Here is an 18,787-nt window from a genome sequence, read left to right as displayed (position 1 = left end):
TGCCCGCCACTGTGACACGCGGCCCGCGCGCGCGGATAGGACGATCCTGTTGCTTACGCGGCGCTTGCCTTGTTGCGCATTCCGAGCCACGTCAATCCGGCCGCGCCGAATCCGAGCGCCGCGACCGCGATCCACAGCGCGATGGAAAACGATCCGGTGTGCGCGGCGATCGGTGCGGCGACGAGCGGTCCCGCGATCTGACCGAGCCCGTATGAGGCGGTCGCGTGTCCCATCAATCCGGCTGCGGCTTCGCCACGCAGACGGCGCGCTTCGCGCATCGCGAACAGGGTGATGGCGGTGAACGGCAAGCCCAGCAGCAGACTGCCGATGCCGAAGCCGAGCGCGCTCGGAAACACGATGCCGAGCAAGATGCCGAGCGCCTGAATCAGATAGCACGCAGCGCAAAGCAGCCGGTTGTCCCACGACAGCGGCAGCCGCGCGGCGACCAGCGCGCCGGCGATCAGCGCCAGTCCGAAGGCAGGCCAGAAGAGATCGGGCCACGGCGAGCCCGGCAAGGCCTGTCGCGCGATGACGGGCAGAAACGTCGCGGTGATGATGTAGCCGAATCCCGCGAGACCGTAAAGGCCGACGAGCCCGATCGAATCGACGCGCGCCGATGCGTTCGCCACGCTTTTGGCGGCATGCGCCGGGCTGCGCGCGACCGGCGCCCGATGCGCGAACGCCTGCCACACGAACACGCCCGCCACCGCCGAGCAGAGCGCGAATCCGATCCATACCGATGGCGCGGGCACGCCGAGCGCCGCGGCGGCCGCGCCGAGCAAACCGGTCGCGACGATGCCCACGCCCGGCCCCGCGTAGATGACGCCGGCGAGACCGTGCGCATCGAGTTCCGCGAGCCGGCGCAATCCCCATTGCGACGCGAACACGAAGGCCCACGCGCTGACGACGCCCGCCGCGAAACGTATCGCGGCCCACATCCAGAAGAGATGGATGATGCCCATCGCGAGCGTCAGCGCGATGGTCCACGCGAGCGCGAGACGCACCATGCGCGCGTGATCGATGCGGATCGCCGCGCACGACAACGCGCCGATCAGATAGCCGGCGTAATTGGCCGATGCGAGCCAGCCGCCGTGCCGGATATCGAGCGCGCCGCTGTTGAGCATCAGCGGGAGGAGCGGCGTGAAGGCGAACCGGCCGACGCCGAGCGCCACCGCCAGCACGACGGCGCACGCGAGCGCGGCGTTTCGGGCGTGATGCGCGGGCAGCGGCGAAGCGTGAGCGTGCGAGGCCATGAGTCGGTCGGCGAAGAAGGGATAAACCCCATCGTAGCTTGACCGATCCATCTTGAAAAATGAATAATCGAGATGAGATCAATCTTCGGAAAAGATCATGGATTTGTCTGCATTGAACATTTTCAGGGCCGTCGTGCGCGAAAACGGCGTGACGCGCGCGGCCGCGAAGCTCAATCGCGTGCAGTCGAACGTGACGACGCGCATCCGTCAACTGGAGGAGACGCTCGGCACCGATCTCTTCATCCGCGATGGCCGCCGTCTCGTGCTGACGCCCGCCGGCGAAACCCTGCTGCCGTATGCCGAACGTCTGCTCGCGCTCGCGGAGGAGGCGCGTCATGCGGTCAGCGAGAATCGTCCGCAGGGGCGGCTGCGGCTCGGGACGATGGAGAGCACCGCCGCGAGCCGTCTGCCGCGCGTGCTGGCCGCGTATCACCAGCGCTGGCCGCAGGTCACGCTCGAACTGACGACGGGCGTGACGCGCGCGCTCATCGACAGCGTGCGTGCGTTCGAAGTCGACGCGGCGGTGATGGCGCGGCCGATCGAGCCCGACACGCTGCCCGCCGAGCAATTCGAGTCCGTGCCAGTGTTCGAGGAGGAACTGACGCTCGTCACGCCGCGCGGGCAGCATCCGTCGACGATGGCGCAGGCGAGCGCCGGCCTCACGCTCATCGCGTTCGAGCGTGGCTGCGCGTATCGCTCATACGCGACGCGCTGGTACGAGCAGCAGGGCATCCGTCCCGCGCGGGTGCTGGAACTGGGTTCGTATCACGCGATCGTCGCGTGCGTGGCGGCCGGTGCGGGCGTCGCGGTGGCGCCGCGCTCGGTGCTCGAACTCGCGCGTCTGGATGACGAAGTGGATCTGCATCCGATGGGCGAATTCGGTCGCATCGACACCTTGCTCGTCTGGCGCAAAGGGCATTTTTCGGCCGCGCTCAACGCGATGCGCGAGCTTCTGGCGGAACGTCCCGATGACGCAAAGGCGGCGTGACGATGTCGTCTGGCATCCGCTCGCTATCGAATGACTCGAGCGAATCTCATTTCACGAGCGCCTTGATGGCCAGTTTCTTTGCCATCTGGAATGTCTTGGGAAAGGTCGTTTCGATGCCCAGCACGACGCGGCTCGATAACCGCTCCATGTCCTTCGGGCAATTGAACGCCATGCCGTTGAACTCGCGCAGATTCAGCGGCTTGATCTTCGACTGGAACTGCAGGAAGCGGTGAGAAACCGGAATGAAATGCGACGTCAGAGAGCTGCGCGAAAATTGCGGACGCGTCGTGCGCAGACTGCCGTGAATCGTTTTCGAATTCCATAGAAGCACGTCGCCCTTTTGCAGGAATGGCACGCGAAATTCGAGCCGTTGTTCGGAGAGGATCTTCTTGACCAGTTCCTTGTACTGGCCGTGATTGAACGCGACGTCGAAGTTTTTTCCGTTCTTCACCATGTCGATGCGATGACTTTGCGGCACGACGAAGAAACGCCCGGCTCCCGCGTCGATATCTTCGAGCGCGTACCAGCATCCGACCATCGTGCCGATCAGTTCGCTATCGAGGTAATACGTGTCCTGATGCGGCCACGTCTCCGCGTTGCCTTCGAAATACATGCTCTGCACGAGCTTGCCTTCTTCCGAAAAAATCTCGCGTGTAATGGCTTTGACAGGCGTGCTCGCGAACGCCTTCACCGCGAGATTCTTGAGCGGCGCGAACGCTACGTCGCCGAGCGACTGAAGGTTGAGCAGCGGATTCATCACGAAGCCGTATTCGTTGATCCGGTTTTTTTCCGGATTCGCAGTGGCCTGCCGGTAGATGTATCCGGGGTACTGCTTGACCGTTTTATCGAATGCATTGCGGATCGAATCGCACGCGGCCCCGTCCACGACGCGGCGCACGACCACATAGCCGTTTTCCTCGTAGTATTGCTTTGCGCCAGCGAGGTCGGTCAGGTCGAACGTGGCCGAATTTTCTTCGACCGTTTCCGGAATTTCTATCTCGGTTCCAATCGGACTGAGGATTTTGTACATGATGGCCCCAAAGGCGGAATAGACCGGCTGCACGCGGACTGAATGTTCCGCACAAGCCTATGCCGGGCGATCGGACTCACGTCGCACCTGACCGATTCCGCCAAGGGATTGGCCTCAGGCGGCAATAAGCTGCAATAAGCGGCAATAAGCGGCCGCTCACTCGAACTCGAAGTTGCGCCGCGAGTAAAAGCGCTGAAGCTCGTGTTGCTGCGGCCGCACGCCGGTGAAAACTTCGACGTATTCCGGAATGCGCGACATGCGCACCGCCATGTCTTCGTGGAGCTTCATCGACACATAGCCGGCCTGCGTGTAATACGCGACGCGCGCGCGGACGTCGGCGGCGCGCGGTTCATAGTCGAAGCGCACGAACAGCGCCGTCAATGCCGCGATGCGTTGCGCATCGTCCTGCGCCATCTGCTCCGCGATCTCCTGCGATTGCTGCGACCAACTGCGCATCGCGGCTTCGAAGCGCGAGTCGAAGAGCGAATCGTCGAACCAGCAGTCGAAGACGTTGAGCATCGCTTCGCACACGCTGTCCGCGTATGCCTCGGTTCGTTCGATCCAGTGGCCGGTGTTCTTCTGCTTCCATCGGCCGAGCAACGCGGCAAGCAGTTCCTCGCGGTCCTTGAAGAACCAGTAAAAACTCGTGCGCGAAAGATTCAGCTTCTTTGCGAGCGGAAGTATGCGGACCGCATCCACGCCTCCTTCGAGAAGCCCTTCGTACGCCGCGTCCAGCCACATGTCGGCGGAGCCGCGCACCGCGTCGAGGGTCTGATCCATTTCGTTTTTTCCTGTATGCGTTCCGCTGTACACCATTGTCTCTCTACTTGACACATGTGTACAGAGCTTCTACGCTTGATTCACAACCGGCGTTCGTTCCCACTTGCTTCGAAGAGGCGCTCATGTCCACGGATCCGCTGCTGCAGCCCTATACGCTGAAACATCTCACGTTTCGAAACCGGATCATGACGACCTCGCATGAACCGGCTTACGCCGACGACGGGATGCCGAAGGAGCGTTATCGGGCGTATCACGTCGAAAGGGCGAAAGCGGGAATCGCGTTGACGATGACAGCCGGCTCCGCAGCGGTTTCGAAGGACAGTCCGCCGGTCTTCAACAACATCCTCGCGTACAAGGACGAAGTGGTGCCGTGGATGAAGGATCTCGTCGACGAATGTCACGAGCACGGCGCGAAGGTGATGATCCAGCTGACGCATCTGGGCCGGCGCACGCGCTGGGACACGGGCGACTGGCTGCCCGCGGTGTCGCCTTCGCATTGCCGCGAGCCTGCGCACAGGACCTTCCCGAAGAAGCTGGAAGACTGGGACATCGAACGCATCGTGCGCGATTTCGCGGATGCCGCCGAGCGCATGAAAGCAGCCGGGCTCGACGGGATGGAGATCGAATCGTATGGTCATTTGATGGACCAGTTCTGGTCGCCTCTGACGAATACGCTCGAAGGTCCATATGGCGGTTCGCTCGATAACCGCATGCGCTTCACATTCGATGTGTTGCGCGCGATTCGCGAGCGCGTCGGGGAGCGCTTTCTCGTCGGCCTTCGCTATACGGCCGATGAAATGCTCGCGGGCGGCATCACGAAGGAAGAGGGCATCGAGATTTCGATGCGCCTCAAGAACAGCGGTCTCGTCGATTTTCTCAACGTCATTCGCGGGCATCTGGAAACGGATGCCGCCCTGACCGACGTAATCCCGATCATGGGCATGAAGAGCGCGCCGCATCTGGAGTTCGCGGGCGAGATCAGGCGGGCGACGGACTTTCCGACGTTTCATGCCGGGCGCATTCAGGACGTCGCCACGGCGCGCTATGCGATCGAAGCCGGCAAGCTCGACATGGTCGGCATGACGCGCGCGCACATGACCGATCCGCATATCGTGCGCAAGATCATCGAGCGCAGGGAGGACGACATCCGTCCGTGCGTGGGCGCGAACTATTGTCTCGATCGCATCTATCAGGGCGGCATGGCGCTGTGCATCCACAATGCCGCGACGGGCCGCGAACTCGAGATGCCGCACACCATCGCGCCGGCCGCGACGAAGCGCAGGATCGTCATCGTCGGCGCGGGGCCGGCGGGACTCGAAGCGGCGCGCGTCGCGGGCGAGCGCGGGCATGACGTCGTCGTGCTCGAAGCGATGAACGATCCCGGCGGCCAGATTCGTCTCACCGCGCAGAACGTCCGCCGCAAGGAGATGATGGGCATCATCGACTGGCGCATGGCGCAGTGCGAAAAGCTCGGCGTGCGGTTCAAGTTCAATACGTGGGCGGATAAGGAAACGGTGCTCGCGGCGCAACCCGATGTAGTGATCGTCGCGACCGGCGGCATGCCGCACACGGAGGTTTGCAGCGAAGGCAACGAGCATGTGGTCTCGTCGTGGGACATCATTTCCGGCGACGTGAAGCCCGGCGCGAACGTGCTCATCTTCGACGATGCCGGCGATCACGCCGCGCTTCAGGCTGCCGAAACGATCGCGCAGGCGGGCGGCAAGGTGGAAGTGATGACGCCCGACCGCTCGTTCTCGCCCGAAGTCATGAGCATGAATCTCGTGCCCTACATGCGCTCGCTGCAAAAGCTCGCGACCACCTTCACGGTGACGTTCCGGCTGGAATCGGTGCGTCGCGAGGGCGGTGAACTGGTGGCGACCATCGGCAGCGATTACGGCGGCGTGACGAAGGAGCAGCGTCACGATCAGATCGTCGTCAATCACGGCACGATTCCGATGGACGAGCTTTACTTCGAGCTCAAGCCGCTATCGAAAAACCGCGGCGCGGTGAATTACGACGAACTCATCGACGGCAGGCCGCAGAGCGGAGAGACGAATCCCGAAGGACAGTTCCAGCTTTTCAGAATCGGCGATGCGGTATCGGCGCGCAACACGCACGCCGCGATCTATGACGCACTTCGTCTGGTGAAGGATCTGTGAGCGCGGTTACGGACTCAGCCGGCTGACCTTCGTGCCTTCGAGCGACACACCGGCCATGAGACCGGCATTCGTCAGCACGAAGACCTCGACGGGATTGGTGGCCGTGGTCGTATCGAGCTGGCCGTTCGCGCCGAGCCTGGCGACCGCGACGGTCGCATCGGTGCCGGCCGCCCAGCCGTCGCGCCGACGGAATTGCGCGAGCGCATCGTCGGTCAGGAACACATAGATGATCGCTTTCGATTGCGCGCCAATCTGCAAGCCGAACGAGCCGCCCGCCGTGCTGTAGTAGCCGTCGGTGCGGCCATCGATACGCAATGCGCCTTCGCCATATTGCGCGCCGAACCAGAAGCCCGCCGCGATCACGCGAGGAAAAACGAGCACGCCGCGCGCTTTGCTCACGAGTTCGCGCGAGCCGTTCACGGAAACATATAACCGTTGCAGCGTCGCATCGACGGCGGCGTCGATGGCGCGATCGCGATCGGCCGTGCCGGCTGCGGTTTCGCCGGACGACGGACCCGTGGTCGTGCATCCGGCAATGCACAGCGCCGCCGCCGCCATGCCGCCGGTGAGCAAAAGACGCCTCTTGTTCTTCTGATTCATACGGTTCCTCTCATCGACAGTATCGTGGGCTCTCGCACTATACAAGCGTATTGCGCAGAGGGAAACGGTTTGAAGTCTGCTACGCCGATGCAAAGTCGGGACATCGGATTCGAGAGGATAAGAACATGAAGCGGCTTCGGGCATTCGTATATGTGTTGATGTCGACGTGTTTGAGCAGCGCTTATGCGGCGCACGAGACGGCATCGCCGAATCATCATCGTCATCACGCCAAGGCGAAGGCCGCGCATGCAGGCGGGATCGATCGCTCAGGCAAGCCGCGCAAGGGCGAGGCTTCGTACTACGGCCGCAAGTTCTACAAGAAAAAAATGGCCGATGGCACACACATGGATCCGCAGTCCAACGCGGCCGCGAGCAAGACCCTTCCGCTCGGCACCAAGGCGCGCGTCACGAATCTCGAGAACGGCAACAGCGATGTCGTCGAGATCAAGGACCGCGGTCCTTATGCGAAGAACCGGATCGTCGATGTATCGCCGAAGACGGCGGACAAGCTCGGGATCAAAAAGGATGGCACCGCACCCGTCGAAGTAAAGCCGATCGAAGTTCCGCAGGCGAAAACAAAGTAGGATGGCGAAATAAATTACGTCGCGCTTCGCGCGGGTCCGCTGACGGGGAAATCCGCGAAAAGCCTGCATACCGCAGTCGCATTGCGGCAGAAATGAAGTTGCTCGCGGAACCGATGATCGCAAAAGTGCTCCGCGACTTCACCGAGCAAATGCAGATGCGTCATGCTCACGCGCTCGGGAACGAAGAGGGCGATCACATCCGTCACCGGCTTTCCATCGGGCGCGGCGTAGGGAATCGGCGCTGCGGGGCGGATATACAGCGCCATCGCCTGATTCACTTCTTCGAGTTGTCCGTGCGGGACGGCAACGCCTTCGCCAAGCGCGGTCGAACCGAGCGCCTCGCGGGCCGCGAGGCATGACGTGACTTGATCCGCCGCGAATCCATATCGATGGTCGACGAAGCGCCCGATCGTGCTGAAAAGCGCGTCCCGATTCGCGATATCCGCGCCGAGCAATATGTGCTCCGGCGTCAGCAGGCCGGATAGCGAAGTCGGTTCGTCGCGCGGCTTGACGATATGCGCCGCCGAATCACCGCCGATCGAAACGCTGCGTTCCATGAGGTTGCGCCAGGCATCGGAAGGCGTGTCCGGAACTTCGAGCAAGCCGCTTACTTTTGCCGATGGCGCGACGTCGGACAGACGATCGATCGCGCCGTGGAGGGCCGTTCGCGGCAGGATCAGCGTGAGCCGGACGCGATCGCGTTCGTGCAGTGGCGTGACGCGTATCGTCCACGGTTCGCCCACGCAGTCGCGCACGAGCGAGCGGCGCAGCGGCGTGGCATGTTTTGCGTCGATGGTTACGTGAACCATCACATGACGGCTCTCGCCGAATGGCGCGACGCGGCCCGGCGCGGTTCTCGCGAAGCCCAATCGCGCGATGAAGGCTGACAGCGCGCTGACCATGTCGACTCCTTTATGGACGCGTGGCGAAGCAAGCACTTCAGCATAAACCCGCGCACATGAAGACGACGTAAAAATGCTCAGGCGTGTGGAGAGCGAGACTCGTATGAAGCGCTCACGGCGCTTTGCATCGTGATCAGAGGGACGGAAGGGACAAATCGCGCACGTCGGAAGAGCAAAACGCGACGCGCGCGCCGATCAGTGCATGCAGGTTATGTTGCAGGCAGCGTAGAAGATACGCGGAAGACTGATCTTCGCGTCCGAGTTGCCTTTGCTTTGCGAGGCGCGTCTGCTGCCGGGCGATCATCCCCTTGCAGTCTTGAATATGGCGGTCGATTACCGTCAATTCTTTGCTCAATCTGTCACCGATACGAGAAAAAGCCCGCCGTGAGAGAGGGCGGGCCATGCGTTGCGAGCGCGCCGAGGCGGGGGCCAAAGCGCCATTTCAGAATAGCCCGGTTCGTCGATGGAATGGCCGTCCGTAACTGATCCCAAACGGGCGGCTCATGGCGTTTTTCGGGCTCGCCGCCCTCCAGTTCCCGCCGGGGTTGCCGATAAACCAGCGATCCGCGTCCCAAAGCGCTCGCAGCGTCTATCCACACTTTCCCGATGAAACTCAGTCTCAAGATTCCCCTCGCATTCGCCGCCGCGCTCGTTTTGATGTTCGCCGGCGCCCTCTATGGCATTTTCGCGCTCAACGGCTCCATCGACGCGTACCGCACCGAAGTCGCGGCCAACGTCGCCAGCGAGCGCATGGTTTCGGAGATGCTCGTCACGTTCAAGCTGCAGGTGCAGGAGTGGAAGGACACGCTCCTGCGCGGCAAGGATCCGCAGAAGCTGCAGAAGTACTGGAGCGCTTTCGAAACCCGCGAGCGCACCGTCAACAAGCTCGCGGACGAACTCAAGCGCACGCTGCCCGCAGGAGAAAGCCGCGATCTGATCGAGCGATTCGCGTCCGCGCACCTCGCGATGGGCACGGGATACCGGCGCGGCTTCGAAGCGTTCAAGTCGGCGGAATTCGAGGCATCTGCCGGGGATAGCGCAGTTGCAGGCGTCGACCGTGAACCGGCCGAGCTGCTCGAACAGGCCGCGAGGAAAATCGCCGCCGACAGCGCCCGCGTCTCCGCGCAAGCCGACGCCGATGCGCGGCAGGCATCGTTCGCGAGCATCGCGTTGATGCTCGTCGTGCTGGCGCTCGCGCTCATCGGCGGATATGTGTTCAGCCGCAGCGTGTCGCGTCCGCTCAATCGTGCGCTGGGCTGCGCGCAGGCTGTTGCAACGGGCGATCTGTCGCTCGAGTTCGATGCGCGCGGCAAGGACGAAATCGCGGAACTGCTCGTCGCGCTCAAGCACATGCAGACGAGTCTCGCGAAGGTGGTCGGGCAGGTGCGTCATAACGCGGAAGGCGTCGCGACCGCGAGCGCGCAGATCGCATCGGGCAATCTCGATCTGTCCTCGCGTACCGAGGAACAGGCCGCATCGCTGCAGGAAACCGCGGCCAGCATGGAAGAAATCACGGCGACCGTGCGGCAGAACGCGGAGCACGCGGCCGCTGCGTCGTCGCTCGCGCAAACCGCATGGCAAACCGCTGCGTCCGGTGGCGACACGATGGAGCAGGTCATCGAGACCATGCAAGGCATCTCCGAAAGCTCGGGCAAGGTGAGCGAGATCATCGCCGTCATCGATGCCATCGCGTTCCAGACCAACATCCTCGCGTTGAACGCGGCCGTGGAAGCAGCGCGCGCCGGCGAGGAAGGGCGCGGCTTTGCGGTCGTCGCGGCCGAAGTCCGCTCGCTCGCGCAACGCAGCGCGTCGGCGGCGAAGGAGATCAAGGTGCTGATCGAACAGTCGACGGGGCGCGTCGAAACCGGCGCGGCGCTGGTGCGCGATGCGGGCGCGATCATCGCCGATATCGTCGGTTCGGTGCAACGCGTGTCGGGCGTCGTCGGCGAGATTTCGGCGGCGTCGGAAGAGCAGCGCAGCGGCATCGAGCAAGTCAATCTGGCCGTGACGCAAATGGACGAAGTCACGCAGCAGAATGCCGCGCTGGTCGAGCAGGCGTCCGCGGCCGCGCACGCGCTGGCGGAACAGTCCGCGTCGCTGCGTGACGCGGTGGCGGTGTTCAGATTGCGCGGTGACGCGGTTCAGGCTGCATGAGCACGCGCGATAAACTGTGCCGCATGAACGCAACGAAACGGAAAGACTCTCTGACGATGCAACGAAAGGAGCGAGCCCCCACGCGCAATCACGACCAGGCGCGGCCGGCCACGCTGATCGACTCTGTCTGGCGCGTGATGCTTCGCGTCGCGTTCCGGCTCGCGCGCGCGTGGTGGAGCCTTCGACAGCCTGAGCACGAAGGCGCGCTCGTGGCGATCTACGTCGGATCGATGCTCCTCCTGGTGAAGCCGTCGTATCGGCTCGAATGGAACTTGCCCGGCGGAAGTATCGACCCGGGCGAGACGCCTCATGCCGCGGCGCTGCGCGAACTCGAAGAAGAGATCGGCCTCACGTCGCATCCGCTACGCCCTGCGGGCAGCGCGTGCGGCATATGGGACGGGCGGCGCGACACCGTGCATTTCTTCGAGCTGCATCTCGATGCGATGCCCGAATTGCGGCTCGATAATCGCGAGATCATCGCCGTGCATTGGGCGTCGCCGGAAGAATTGCGCGGCCTTGCGTTGACGGACGCAGCGGCCGCGTATTGCGAGACTCAGCTTTGATCGCCCCAGAGGTCGTCGACCGCGCGGATCGCGAGCAAGTAGCCGTTCGCGCCGGCTCCGCAGATGACCGCGGTGGCGGCCACCGAGATCGTCGAATGGCGATATTCCTCTGAGCGCCGATGAATGTTCGTGATGTGCACTTCCACCACCGGCCGGCGAATCAGCTTGACCGCGTCGAGCACCGGAATCCGCCCGAACGAAAAACCTGCCGGGTTGATGATCAGCGCGGCGTCCTGCAAGAACGCCTCCTGAATCCAGTCGATCAGTTGACTTTCGCTGTTGGTCTGACGGAATACGCAGTCGAACTTGAGCGTCTCGCCGAGCGCGAGACAGTTCTGTTCGATGTCCTTTAGCGTCGTATGCCCGTAGATGTGCGGCTCCCGTGCGCCGAGCATGTTCAGATTGGAGCCGTTGAGAATGTAGAGTTTGCGAGCCATGGTGTCAGTGGGTAGCGCTGCGTTCGAGGGACGTGTCTTTGGTTTCCCGCGACGTCGCGATCATGAGGAAGGAAAGCAGGTTCAGCGAGCCGCAGACAGCGACGATGGCCCACGGTGAACCGTGAAAGGCATTGAGCAGCGCGACCGCGACGATCGGCATCGGTCCGCCGGTGAGCAGATTGGCGCCGGAGTAGGACAGCGCGGAGCCCGTGTAGCGCGCTTCGGTCGGAAACGATTCTGCGAACCACACCGGCTGAATGCCGCTCTGGAACTGTGTGAAGCCGAGGAAGGCGCCCATCACGGCCATCGTCATGGCGATGGAGTGCTGATTGAGGATCGGAAAGTAGATCAGGCAGCAGATCAGCGTGCAGAACGAGCCGATCATCAGCGCGCGCTTGCGTCCGATCCGGTCGCTCAGATAGCCGCCCGCCAGAGCGCCCACGATGGCGCAGACATTGGCGACCATCAGCAGCATGAAGCCGGTCTGTTTGGGCACGCCGAGGTTCTTCGTCAGATAGCTGAGCGAGAACACCACGATCAGATAGAACAGCGCAGCCGGGCCGCAGAAGAACAGCGTGAGGCGCAGCGCGGTGCGCCAGTGGAACTTGAATACGACGCCGAGGGGATTCGCGGCGCGCGCGCCTTCGCCTTTCTTCCTGAGCGCCTCGAATGCCGGCGTCTCGCTGACCTTCATGCGGATATAGATGCCGAGCAGCACGAGCACGAAACTCGCGAGGAACGGGATTCTCCATCCGAACGATTCGAAGTCATCGGCCGGCAGCAAGGCGGACAACGTGAAGAGCGCGAGATTGGCGAGTATCTGGCTGAGCGGCGAGCAAATGCCGAGCAGGCCCGAATACAGCCCGCGCTTCGAAGCGGATGCGTGTTCGACGGCCATCAATTGCGCGCCCGTCGATTCCCCGCCGAGCGCGAAACCCTGAACGATGCGCAACGAGACCAGCAACGTGGGCGCGAGGATGCCGACTTGCTGATAAGTGGGCAGCAGTCCCATCAGGAACGACGACGCGCCCATCACCGAGACCGTTATCAGCATGAGGTTGCGGCGTCCCCAGCGATCGCCGAGCATGCCGCAGATCACCGCGCCGAGGGGCCGCGCGGCAAGCCCGGCCCAGAAGCTCGCGAGCGATGCGAGCAGTGAGGCGGTCGGGTCGAGGGACGGGAAGAACAGCTTGGGAAAGATCGTGGCCGCGACCACGCCGTACAACGCGAAGTCGAACCATTCCAGCGCCGTACCGACGGTTGCGCCCGCCACCGCGCGACGCGCCATCAAGTGAGCCTGTGCGGATCGTTCGCTCGCGGCAATGTTTGGGTCAGCGATGACTGACATGACGTCTCCTGAATTTTCGGTATCTTCAAACGTTCGTTTCTGGTGACGAACAGATGCTATTGTTTGCGCTGCCAAAGCGAGGCGTTCCGCACCGGAACTGCGTTTCATATCACGAAAATAGCCAAACGATGTCGCTGAAAAACGGTCTGCGTGTCCTCGACTTTCTCGCGTCGCAAGGCGAAGGCGCGGGCCTTTTGGCCATCGCCGATGCGCTCGGCTTGCCGCGCAGCACATGCCACCGCGTGCTCGTCGAGCTCGTCGAAGGCGGCTATGTCAGGCAGATGGCCGATCAGGGCCGCTACATCCTGACCATGCGGATGACATCGAACGGGCTGGAATTCCTGAGTCTCACGGGCATCGCGGATATCGCCCAGCCGATCATCGAACGCGTCGCCGCGCGGACCGGCGAACTGGCGCGTCTGTCGCTGGTGGACGGTGAAGCGATCATCTGGGTAGGGAAGGCGGACGGGCAACGCACCGGCTTTCGCTACGATCCCGACATGGGCCAGGCAGCGCAGCTTTCGTGCACATCGACCGGACACGCATGGCTCATGACGATGTCCGACGAACGCGCGGCCGCGCTCGTGCTGAAGCAGGGCTTCGGGCAGCCGAACGAGTTCGGACCCAATGCGCCGACGACGCTCAAGGCGCTACTCGGTTTCCTGCACGCGGCGCGCGTGCGTGGCTACGCGATGATCGACGAGGTGTTTGCGCCGCGCATGTCGGCGGTGGCCGTGCCTGTGGTCAGCGGCTCGCGCTGCGTCGGCGTGATCAGCCTGGCCGGTCCGCGCGTGCGGCTGACCGCCGAGAAGATTCACGAGTATTCGGTCCTGCTACTCGAAGCTTCCAATGAGCTGGCCCAGTTGAGCAATCTCGCGGGATTTCCGAGCCGGCCGCCGCTCGGCAAGGGATGAGCGTTCGGCCCTTTCGGTCGCGCCCGGCAGCGACTCGCGCGGCATCGGGATCGGCCTGGTGCACAAGTTCTGATCGCGACGGCGTTCTGTCGACGATCGAACGCACATCTCACCGGTTCGCTTGCTGCGCCGCTACCAGCGCACGCCAAAAGCCGCGCACAAGTCAGCGATGGCGGACTGATCCAGCGGAGCGGGACGCGGCGTCGTCATGAGCCACAGACGCGCGGTTTCTTCGAGTTCCTCGAGCGCATACGAAGCGTGCGAGACGCTGCGTTCCCACACTACCGGCCCGAGCCGTTCGAGCAATACGGCCCGCACGGACGACGCACGCCGCGCGATTTCCGCGGCCACCTGCGGGTCGCCCGGACGCCGGTATCGCACGAGCGGCACATGCCCGACCTTCATCACGTAGTACGGCGTGATGGGCGGCAGCACGTCTTCATCGCTCCATACGCCCGCGAGCGTCAGCGCGACGAGCGAAGTGGAATGCGTATGCACGATGCCGCGCGTGTCGGCGTTGTTTTCGTAGATTCGGCGATGCAGTTCCAGCGTCTTCGATGGCCGCGCGCCCGACACATGCCGGCCTTGCGCATCGACCTTCGCGATGTCCGCCGGATCGAGCCGCCCGAGACAGGCGTCGGTCGGCGTGATGAGCCAGCCATCGTCGCAGCGCGCGCTGATATTGCCCGCGCTGCCCACGGTATAGCCGCGCGCATAGAGGCTCGCGCCGACCGCGCAGATTTCCTCGCGCAATTTCGCGTCGGTCATCACGAACGTTCTCCTTCGGCATAGCGCAGGGCCTTCGCGAAGAAATCGCGTGCGCCGAAGTTGCCCGACTTGAGCGCGAGCACGAGCGGCGTCTCGCCGAGCGCGACCGTGACGGGCACGCCCGGATCGATCGGCGGTCCGATCTGCAGCATGTCGACGCCGAGCGCCTGCACCACCGCGCCCGAGGTCTCGCCGCCCGCCACCACGAACTTGCGCACGCCGCGCGCCTTCGCCTCGCGGGCGATGGCGGCGAGCGCATCCTCGACGAGCTTGCCCGCCGCCGCGACGCCCAGCTCGCGTTGCACTTCGCTCACTTCGTCGGGCGCGGCGGTCGCATAGACCAGCACCGGCTGCGTCGCGTGCGTATCGATGAAAGCGAGCGCTGCCTCGACGACGGCTTCGCCACGCGCGAGCGCACGCGGATCGATGCGGCACGCGGGGCGCGTCTCGAGCCATTCCGCGACCTGCGCGTTGGTTGCCTTCGACGCGCTGCCTGCCAGAACGAGCGCCGGGCCGCTGACGGCCGGAAGATCGGCGGCCTTGTCGTTCGGCTCGATCAGTCCCGCGCGGCGGAAATTTTCCGGCAATCCGATGGCGACGCCCGAGCCGCCCGTGACGAGCGGCAACTCCGCGCACGCTTCGCCGAGCGTGCGCAGGTCGGCATCGGTGAGCGCATCGGCGATGGCGAGGCGCACGCCGTCGGCGCGCAGCTTCGCGATCGCGTCGCGCACGGCATCGGCGCCCGCCGCGACCGTCGCGCTCGCGATCAGGCCGACTGTCGACTTCGACTGACGCTGCAGCACGCGCACGAGGTTGGGATCGCGCATCGGCGTGAGCGGATGGTTCTCCATGCCGGATTCGTTGAGCAGCGCGTCGCCGACGAACAGATGTCCGCGATACACGGTGCGCCCGTTCTCCGGAAACGCCGGGCAGGCGATCGCGAAGTCGCCTTTGCCGCCGTCGGCGAGCGCATCGAGCAGCGCCTCGGCAACCGGTCCGATGTTGCCCGCATCGGTCGAATCGAAGGTCGAGCAGTACTTGAAGAAAAACCGACGGCAGCCCTGGCCGCGCAGCCAGTCGAGCGCGGCGAGCGACTGCGCGATGGCGTCGTCCGCAGCGATGGTGCGCGATTTGAGCGCGACGACGAGCGCGTCGACATCGTCGAGCACGGCGGATGCTGGCACGCCGATGGTCTGGATCGTACGCATGCCGCCGCGCACCAGCGTGCTGGCGAGGTCGGTGGCGCCGGTGAAATCGTCGGCGATGCATCCCAGAACGGGACGGCGATGGCTTGTTTGCATGGTGTTCCCTCCGGCGGCCGATTGTACGGCGCAGTGAACATTCCGTGTTAATCGATGTTAAAAAAATTGACTGTAATGATAAAGAGCGTTAACGTCTGCTCCATTGGGCGCGGGCTGTGTCCGCGACCTGTCACCCCGTTCGCCGGCTAACGTGCGTCGGCAACGCTTTTTTGCGCGGATCCCAAGATGAACTTCGAACTTCTGTTTTCCCCGGCTTCGTCGGCGCACGCGGGCCAGCCGGTGCGTTACGCGCTGACCGGCGCGAAGGGCGGTTTCGCCCGCACGCTGCTCGCGCAGACGCGGCTGATGGCGCGCCTCTTTCCGGCGGTCCTGTGCGATCTCGACGTCGCCGGGTTGCGCGCGATGTGCATCGAGCTGGGTTTCGATGAAGCCGCGCTCGTCGAATGCGCCGATGCCGCGAGCGTCGCCGCGCTCGACGCCGGCAAGATCGCGCTCGTCGCCGACGTCGCGCTGATCCCCTCGGCGCAGTACGACATCCTCGTCGAAGCGACCGGCAATCCGTCGGTGGGCTATCGCGTGGCGGTCGCGGCGCTCATCGCGAAGCGCCACGTCGCGATGGTGAGCAAGGAAGTCGATTCGGTCGCGGGCGTGTCGCTCGCGCGGCTCGCCCAGCGCCAGGGCGTCGTCTACACGACGGCGGACGGCGATCAGCCGTCGAACCTGATCGGCTGGGTGACGTGGGCGCGCGTGCTGGGGCTCGATGTCGTCGCGGCGGGCAAGTCGAGCGAATACGACCTCGTGTTCGACGATGCGACCGGCAAGGTCACACAGCTCGATCAGACGTTCGAAGCGCCGGAACTCGCCGGCCTCATGTCGCTCGGCGACGACATTCCCGCGACGCTCGCCGCGCGCCGCGAAGCGCTGCGCGGCCGCAAGACATCGGCGACGGCGGATTACTGCGAGATGAGCGTCGTCGCGACGAACACGAACCTCGTGTCCGACGTCGAACTGCTGCATTACCCGGTCGCGCGCACGACCGAACTTGCCGACATCTACGCGCTGCGCGAAGACGGCGGCGTGCTGTCGCGCTCGGGCGTCATCGACGTGTTCAACATGCTGCGCCGTCCCGACGAGGCGAGCTTCGCGGGCGGCGTGTTCGTCGTCGTGCGTACCTTCGATGCGCCGACGTGGGAACTGCTCGCGCAAAAGGGCCACGTCGTGAGCCGCAACGGCCGCTACGCGTGCCTGTATCTGCCGTATCACTTCATGGGCGTCGAGACGCCGATCACGCTGCTCGACGCGGTGCTGCACGGGCGTCCGTCGGGCGCGGCGAAGCCGGCGCAATGCGTCGTGCTGGCGGGCCGCGCGAACGTGGATATCGCCGCGGGCACGGTGCTGCACATGGGCGGCCATCATCACGACGTGACCGGCGTGCAGGCCGTACTGCTCGATCGCAGGAACGCCCCCGCCGATGTCGCGCCGCTGTATCTCGCGGCTCACACGACGCTCGCACGCGATGTGAAGGCGGGCGAACTCATCACGATCGCCGATCTATACAACCCCGACGAAGCGCTGTTGAGCGCATGGACGACGGGCTGCGCCTGAGCGCCGCACGTTCCGATAACGACGAAATCATTCGAACACTGAATCAGGAAGGGGACACCATGCGGGGAGAATTCGGGACGATCACGATGGCCGTGATCGCGATTGTCGTGCTGATCGTTTTGATCGCGCGATACAGGCTGAGTCCGTTCATCGCGCTGACGCTGGTCGCGCTCGGACTCGGGCTCGCGGCGGGCGTGACGCCGGAGCACGCGATCGACAGCTTCACGAAGGGCTTCGGCGGCGCGCTGGCGCGCACCGGGCCGGTCGTGGGTCTGGGCGCGGTGCTGGGCGGCATCATGATCGGCACGGGCGGCGCGGACCGCATCGCGAATGCGTTCGTCGGCAAGCGGCCGTTGTGGCTCGCGCCGTGGACGGTCTGCGCGGCGGCGCTCTTGATCGGCATGCCGCATCTGTTCGACGTGAGCTTCATCATGCTCGCGCCGCTCGTCTATACGATCGCGCGGCGCACCGGCAGCCATCTGCTGTATATCGGCTTGCCGCTCGCCGCCGGCCTTTACGTGTCGCACGGTCTGCTGCCGCCGCATCCGGCGCCGACGCTCGCCGTGACCGCGTATCACGCCAACACCGGCCTCACGCTGCTTTACGGTCTCATCATCGCGATTCCGGCGGCGGTGATTACCGGTCCGCTCTTCACCGCGTTCGCGCGACGCAGCTTCGGCCCGGCGCCCGATCTTTCGAAGGGCCCCGGCGGCACGCGCACCGATGCGGAGAACGCCACCGACGTGTCGCTCGCGCTGTCCGTGCTGTGCCTGCTGATTCCGCCCGGACTGATGCTCGCGGGCACCGTCGGGATGGACTACAGCACGAAGGGCACCGGGCAATACGTGTTCTTCCAGTCGCTCAACGATCCGATCCTGTCGCTGCTTGCCGCGGTGATCTTCGCGTTCTTCGCGCTCGGCATCAAGGCGCGATTCCCGCTCGCGGACATGCAGAAGATGATCGGCAAGGGCATCGCGCCGCTCTCGGCGATCCTGCTGATTCTCGGCGCGGGCGGCGGCTTCAAGCAGATGCTGACATCGATCCATCTGGACACCATCATCGTCACGCACACGGCGAGCTGGGCCGTGAGCCCGCTCGTGCTGGCATGGGTGATCGCCGCGCTGCTGCGCGTGTGCGTCGGCTCGGCGACGGTCGCGACGGTGGCGGCTTCGGGCATCGTCGCGCCGCTGCTTATGTCGCATCCGGGCGTCTCGCCGGAACTGATGGTGCTCGCGACCGCATCCGGCGCGGTGATGCTGTCGCATGTGAACGACTCCGGCTTCTGGCTTTTCAAGGAGTATTTCCAGCTGACGGTCTCGCAGACCCTGCGGACGTGGACGCTGATGCTGTGCGTGCAGTCGCTGGTCGGGCTCGCGGGGGTGCTGCTCATCAACATGTTCATCGGCTAAGATAAGCGACCCCCGGCGAGCCCGCGCGCCG

17 protein-coding genes are annotated in these 18,787 nt (G+C 64.3%); 8 read left to right on the top strand and 9 right to left on the bottom strand.

Annotation, left to right across the window (positions count from 1 at the left end; genetic code table 11):
- Window positions 1-53 precede the first annotated feature (53 nt).
- Window positions 54-1,253, bottom strand: a complete 1,200-nt coding sequence (locus tag NCS67_RS27075; RefSeq protein ID WP_250437397.1) for a YbfB/YjiJ family MFS transporter — start codon at window positions 1,251-1,253, stop codon at window positions 54-56.
- Window positions 1,254-1,350: 97 nt separating this feature from the next.
- Between NCS67_RS27075 and NCS67_RS27070 the strand changes: the two genes are divergently transcribed.
- The gene (locus NCS67_RS27070) at window positions 1,351-2,241 is read left to right on the top strand and encodes a LysR family transcriptional regulator (RefSeq protein WP_008346954.1); all 891 of its coding nucleotides are present in this window, start codon (window positions 1,351-1,353) and stop codon (window positions 2,239-2,241) included.
- A 46-nt stretch (window positions 2,242-2,287) separates the two neighbouring features.
- On the opposite strand, the gene NCS67_RS27065 is transcribed toward NCS67_RS27070, so the two are convergent.
- Together NCS67_RS27065 and NCS67_RS27060 are read right to left on the bottom strand one after the other, a co-directional pair.
- On the bottom strand, window positions 2,288-3,271 hold the full coding sequence (locus NCS67_RS27065; RefSeq protein WP_250437396.1) for a phytanoyl-CoA dioxygenase family protein: 984 nt from the start codon (window positions 3,269-3,271) through the stop codon (window positions 2,288-2,290).
- Window positions 3,272-3,427: 156 nt separating this feature from the next.
- Window positions 3,428-4,051 (bottom strand): TetR/AcrR family transcriptional regulator, encoded by a 624-nt coding sequence (locus tag NCS67_RS27060; RefSeq protein ID WP_175981473.1) that lies wholly within the window; start codon window positions 4,049-4,051, stop codon window positions 3,428-3,430.
- Between the two features lie 122 nt (window positions 4,052-4,173).
- Here NCS67_RS27060 and NCS67_RS27055 point away from each other — a divergent pair, with 122 nt between their 5' ends.
- Complete coding sequence (locus NCS67_RS27055) at window positions 4,174-6,210, top strand: NADH:flavin oxidoreductase (protein ID WP_250437394.1); 2,037 nt, start codon at window positions 4,174-4,176, stop codon at window positions 6,208-6,210.
- Window positions 6,211-6,216: 6 nt separating this feature from the next.
- On the opposite strand, the gene NCS67_RS27050 is transcribed toward NCS67_RS27055, so the two are convergent.
- Complete coding sequence (locus NCS67_RS27050; RefSeq protein ID WP_008346946.1) at window positions 6,217-6,810, bottom strand: BPSL1445 family SYLF domain-containing lipoprotein; 594 nt, start codon at window positions 6,808-6,810, stop codon at window positions 6,217-6,219.
- A 125-nt stretch (window positions 6,811-6,935) separates the two neighbouring features.
- Here NCS67_RS27050 and NCS67_RS27045 point away from each other — a divergent pair, with 125 nt between their 5' ends.
- The gene (locus NCS67_RS27045) at window positions 6,936-7,394 is read left to right on the top strand and encodes a septal ring lytic transglycosylase RlpA family protein (RefSeq protein ID WP_250437392.1); all 459 of its coding nucleotides are present in this window, start codon (window positions 6,936-6,938) and stop codon (window positions 7,392-7,394) included.
- 14 nt (window positions 7,395-7,408) lie between these two features.
- Here NCS67_RS27045 and NCS67_RS27040 read toward each other — a convergent pair whose 3' ends face one another.
- Window positions 7,409-8,296, bottom strand: a complete 888-nt coding sequence (locus tag NCS67_RS27040) for a PTS sugar transporter subunit IIA (protein WP_239295252.1) — start codon at window positions 8,294-8,296, stop codon at window positions 7,409-7,411.
- Window positions 8,297-8,902: 606 nt separating this feature from the next.
- Here NCS67_RS27040 and NCS67_RS27035 point away from each other — a divergent pair.
- The gene (locus NCS67_RS27035) at window positions 8,903-10,450 is read left to right on the top strand and encodes a methyl-accepting chemotaxis protein (RefSeq protein WP_250437390.1); all 1,548 of its coding nucleotides are present in this window, start codon (window positions 8,903-8,905) and stop codon (window positions 10,448-10,450) included.
- A 56-nt stretch (window positions 10,451-10,506) separates the two neighbouring features.
- Window positions 10,507-11,013 (top strand): NUDIX domain-containing protein, encoded by a 507-nt coding sequence (locus NCS67_RS27030; protein WP_175981487.1) that lies wholly within the window; start codon window positions 10,507-10,509, stop codon window positions 11,011-11,013.
- Here NCS67_RS27030 and NCS67_RS27025 read toward each other — a convergent pair.
- Together NCS67_RS27025 and NCS67_RS27020 are read right to left on the bottom strand one after the other, a co-directional pair.
- Window positions 11,004-11,450: a type II 3-dehydroquinate dehydratase gene (locus NCS67_RS27025; RefSeq protein ID WP_008346936.1), complete on the bottom strand. Its 447-nt coding sequence runs from the start codon at window positions 11,448-11,450 to the stop codon at window positions 11,004-11,006. The two genes, NCS67_RS27030 and NCS67_RS27025, sit on opposite strands and share 10 nt — an antisense overlap.
- A 4-nt stretch (window positions 11,451-11,454) precedes the next feature.
- The gene (locus NCS67_RS27020) at window positions 11,455-12,738 is read right to left on the bottom strand and encodes an MFS transporter (RefSeq protein WP_250437460.1); all 1,284 of its coding nucleotides are present in this window, start codon (window positions 12,736-12,738) and stop codon (window positions 11,455-11,457) included.
- 188 nt (window positions 12,739-12,926) lie between these two features.
- Between NCS67_RS27020 and NCS67_RS27015 the strand changes: the two genes are divergently transcribed.
- On the top strand, window positions 12,927-13,712 hold the full coding sequence (locus NCS67_RS27015; protein WP_250437389.1) for an IclR family transcriptional regulator: 786 nt from the start codon (window positions 12,927-12,929) through the stop codon (window positions 13,710-13,712).
- Window positions 13,713-13,844: 132 nt separating this feature from the next.
- On the opposite strand, the gene otnC is transcribed toward NCS67_RS27015, so the two are convergent.
- Both otnC and otnK read right to left on the bottom strand, forming a co-directional pair.
- A complete protein-coding gene (gene otnC / locus NCS67_RS27010) occupies window positions 13,845-14,480 on the bottom strand; it encodes a 3-oxo-tetronate 4-phosphate decarboxylase (protein WP_008346930.1) in 636 nt (211 codons plus the stop codon).
- On the bottom strand, window positions 14,480-15,781 hold the full coding sequence (otnK, locus tag NCS67_RS27005) for a 3-oxo-tetronate kinase (RefSeq protein WP_250437387.1): 1,302 nt from the start codon (window positions 15,779-15,781) through the stop codon (window positions 14,480-14,482). The genes otnC and otnK overlap by 1 nt, the downstream gene beginning before the upstream one ends.
- 186 nt (window positions 15,782-15,967) lie before the next feature.
- On the opposite strand from otnK, the gene NCS67_RS27000 reads away from it, so the two are divergent.
- Together NCS67_RS27000 and NCS67_RS26995 are read left to right on the top strand one after the other, a co-directional pair.
- Entirely contained in the window at window positions 15,968-17,347 is a 1,380-nt protein-coding gene (locus NCS67_RS27000) for a homoserine dehydrogenase (protein WP_250437385.1), read from the top strand.
- A gap of 59 nt (window positions 17,348-17,406) precedes the next feature.
- Complete coding sequence (locus NCS67_RS26995) at window positions 17,407-18,756, top strand: GntT/GntP/DsdX family permease (RefSeq protein WP_033537184.1); 1,350 nt, start codon at window positions 17,407-17,409, stop codon at window positions 18,754-18,756.
- The last annotated feature ends 31 nt before the right edge of the window (window positions 18,757-18,787 follow it).

The sequence above is a fragment of the Caballeronia sp. ATUFL_F2_KS9A genome (assembly GCF_023630765.1).
Classification (GTDB): domain Bacteria; phylum Pseudomonadota; class Gammaproteobacteria; order Burkholderiales; family Burkholderiaceae; genus Caballeronia; species Caballeronia zhejiangensis.
The sequence above is the reverse complement of the archived record's forward strand: the minus strand, read 5'-3'. Positions and strand labels throughout refer to the sequence as shown.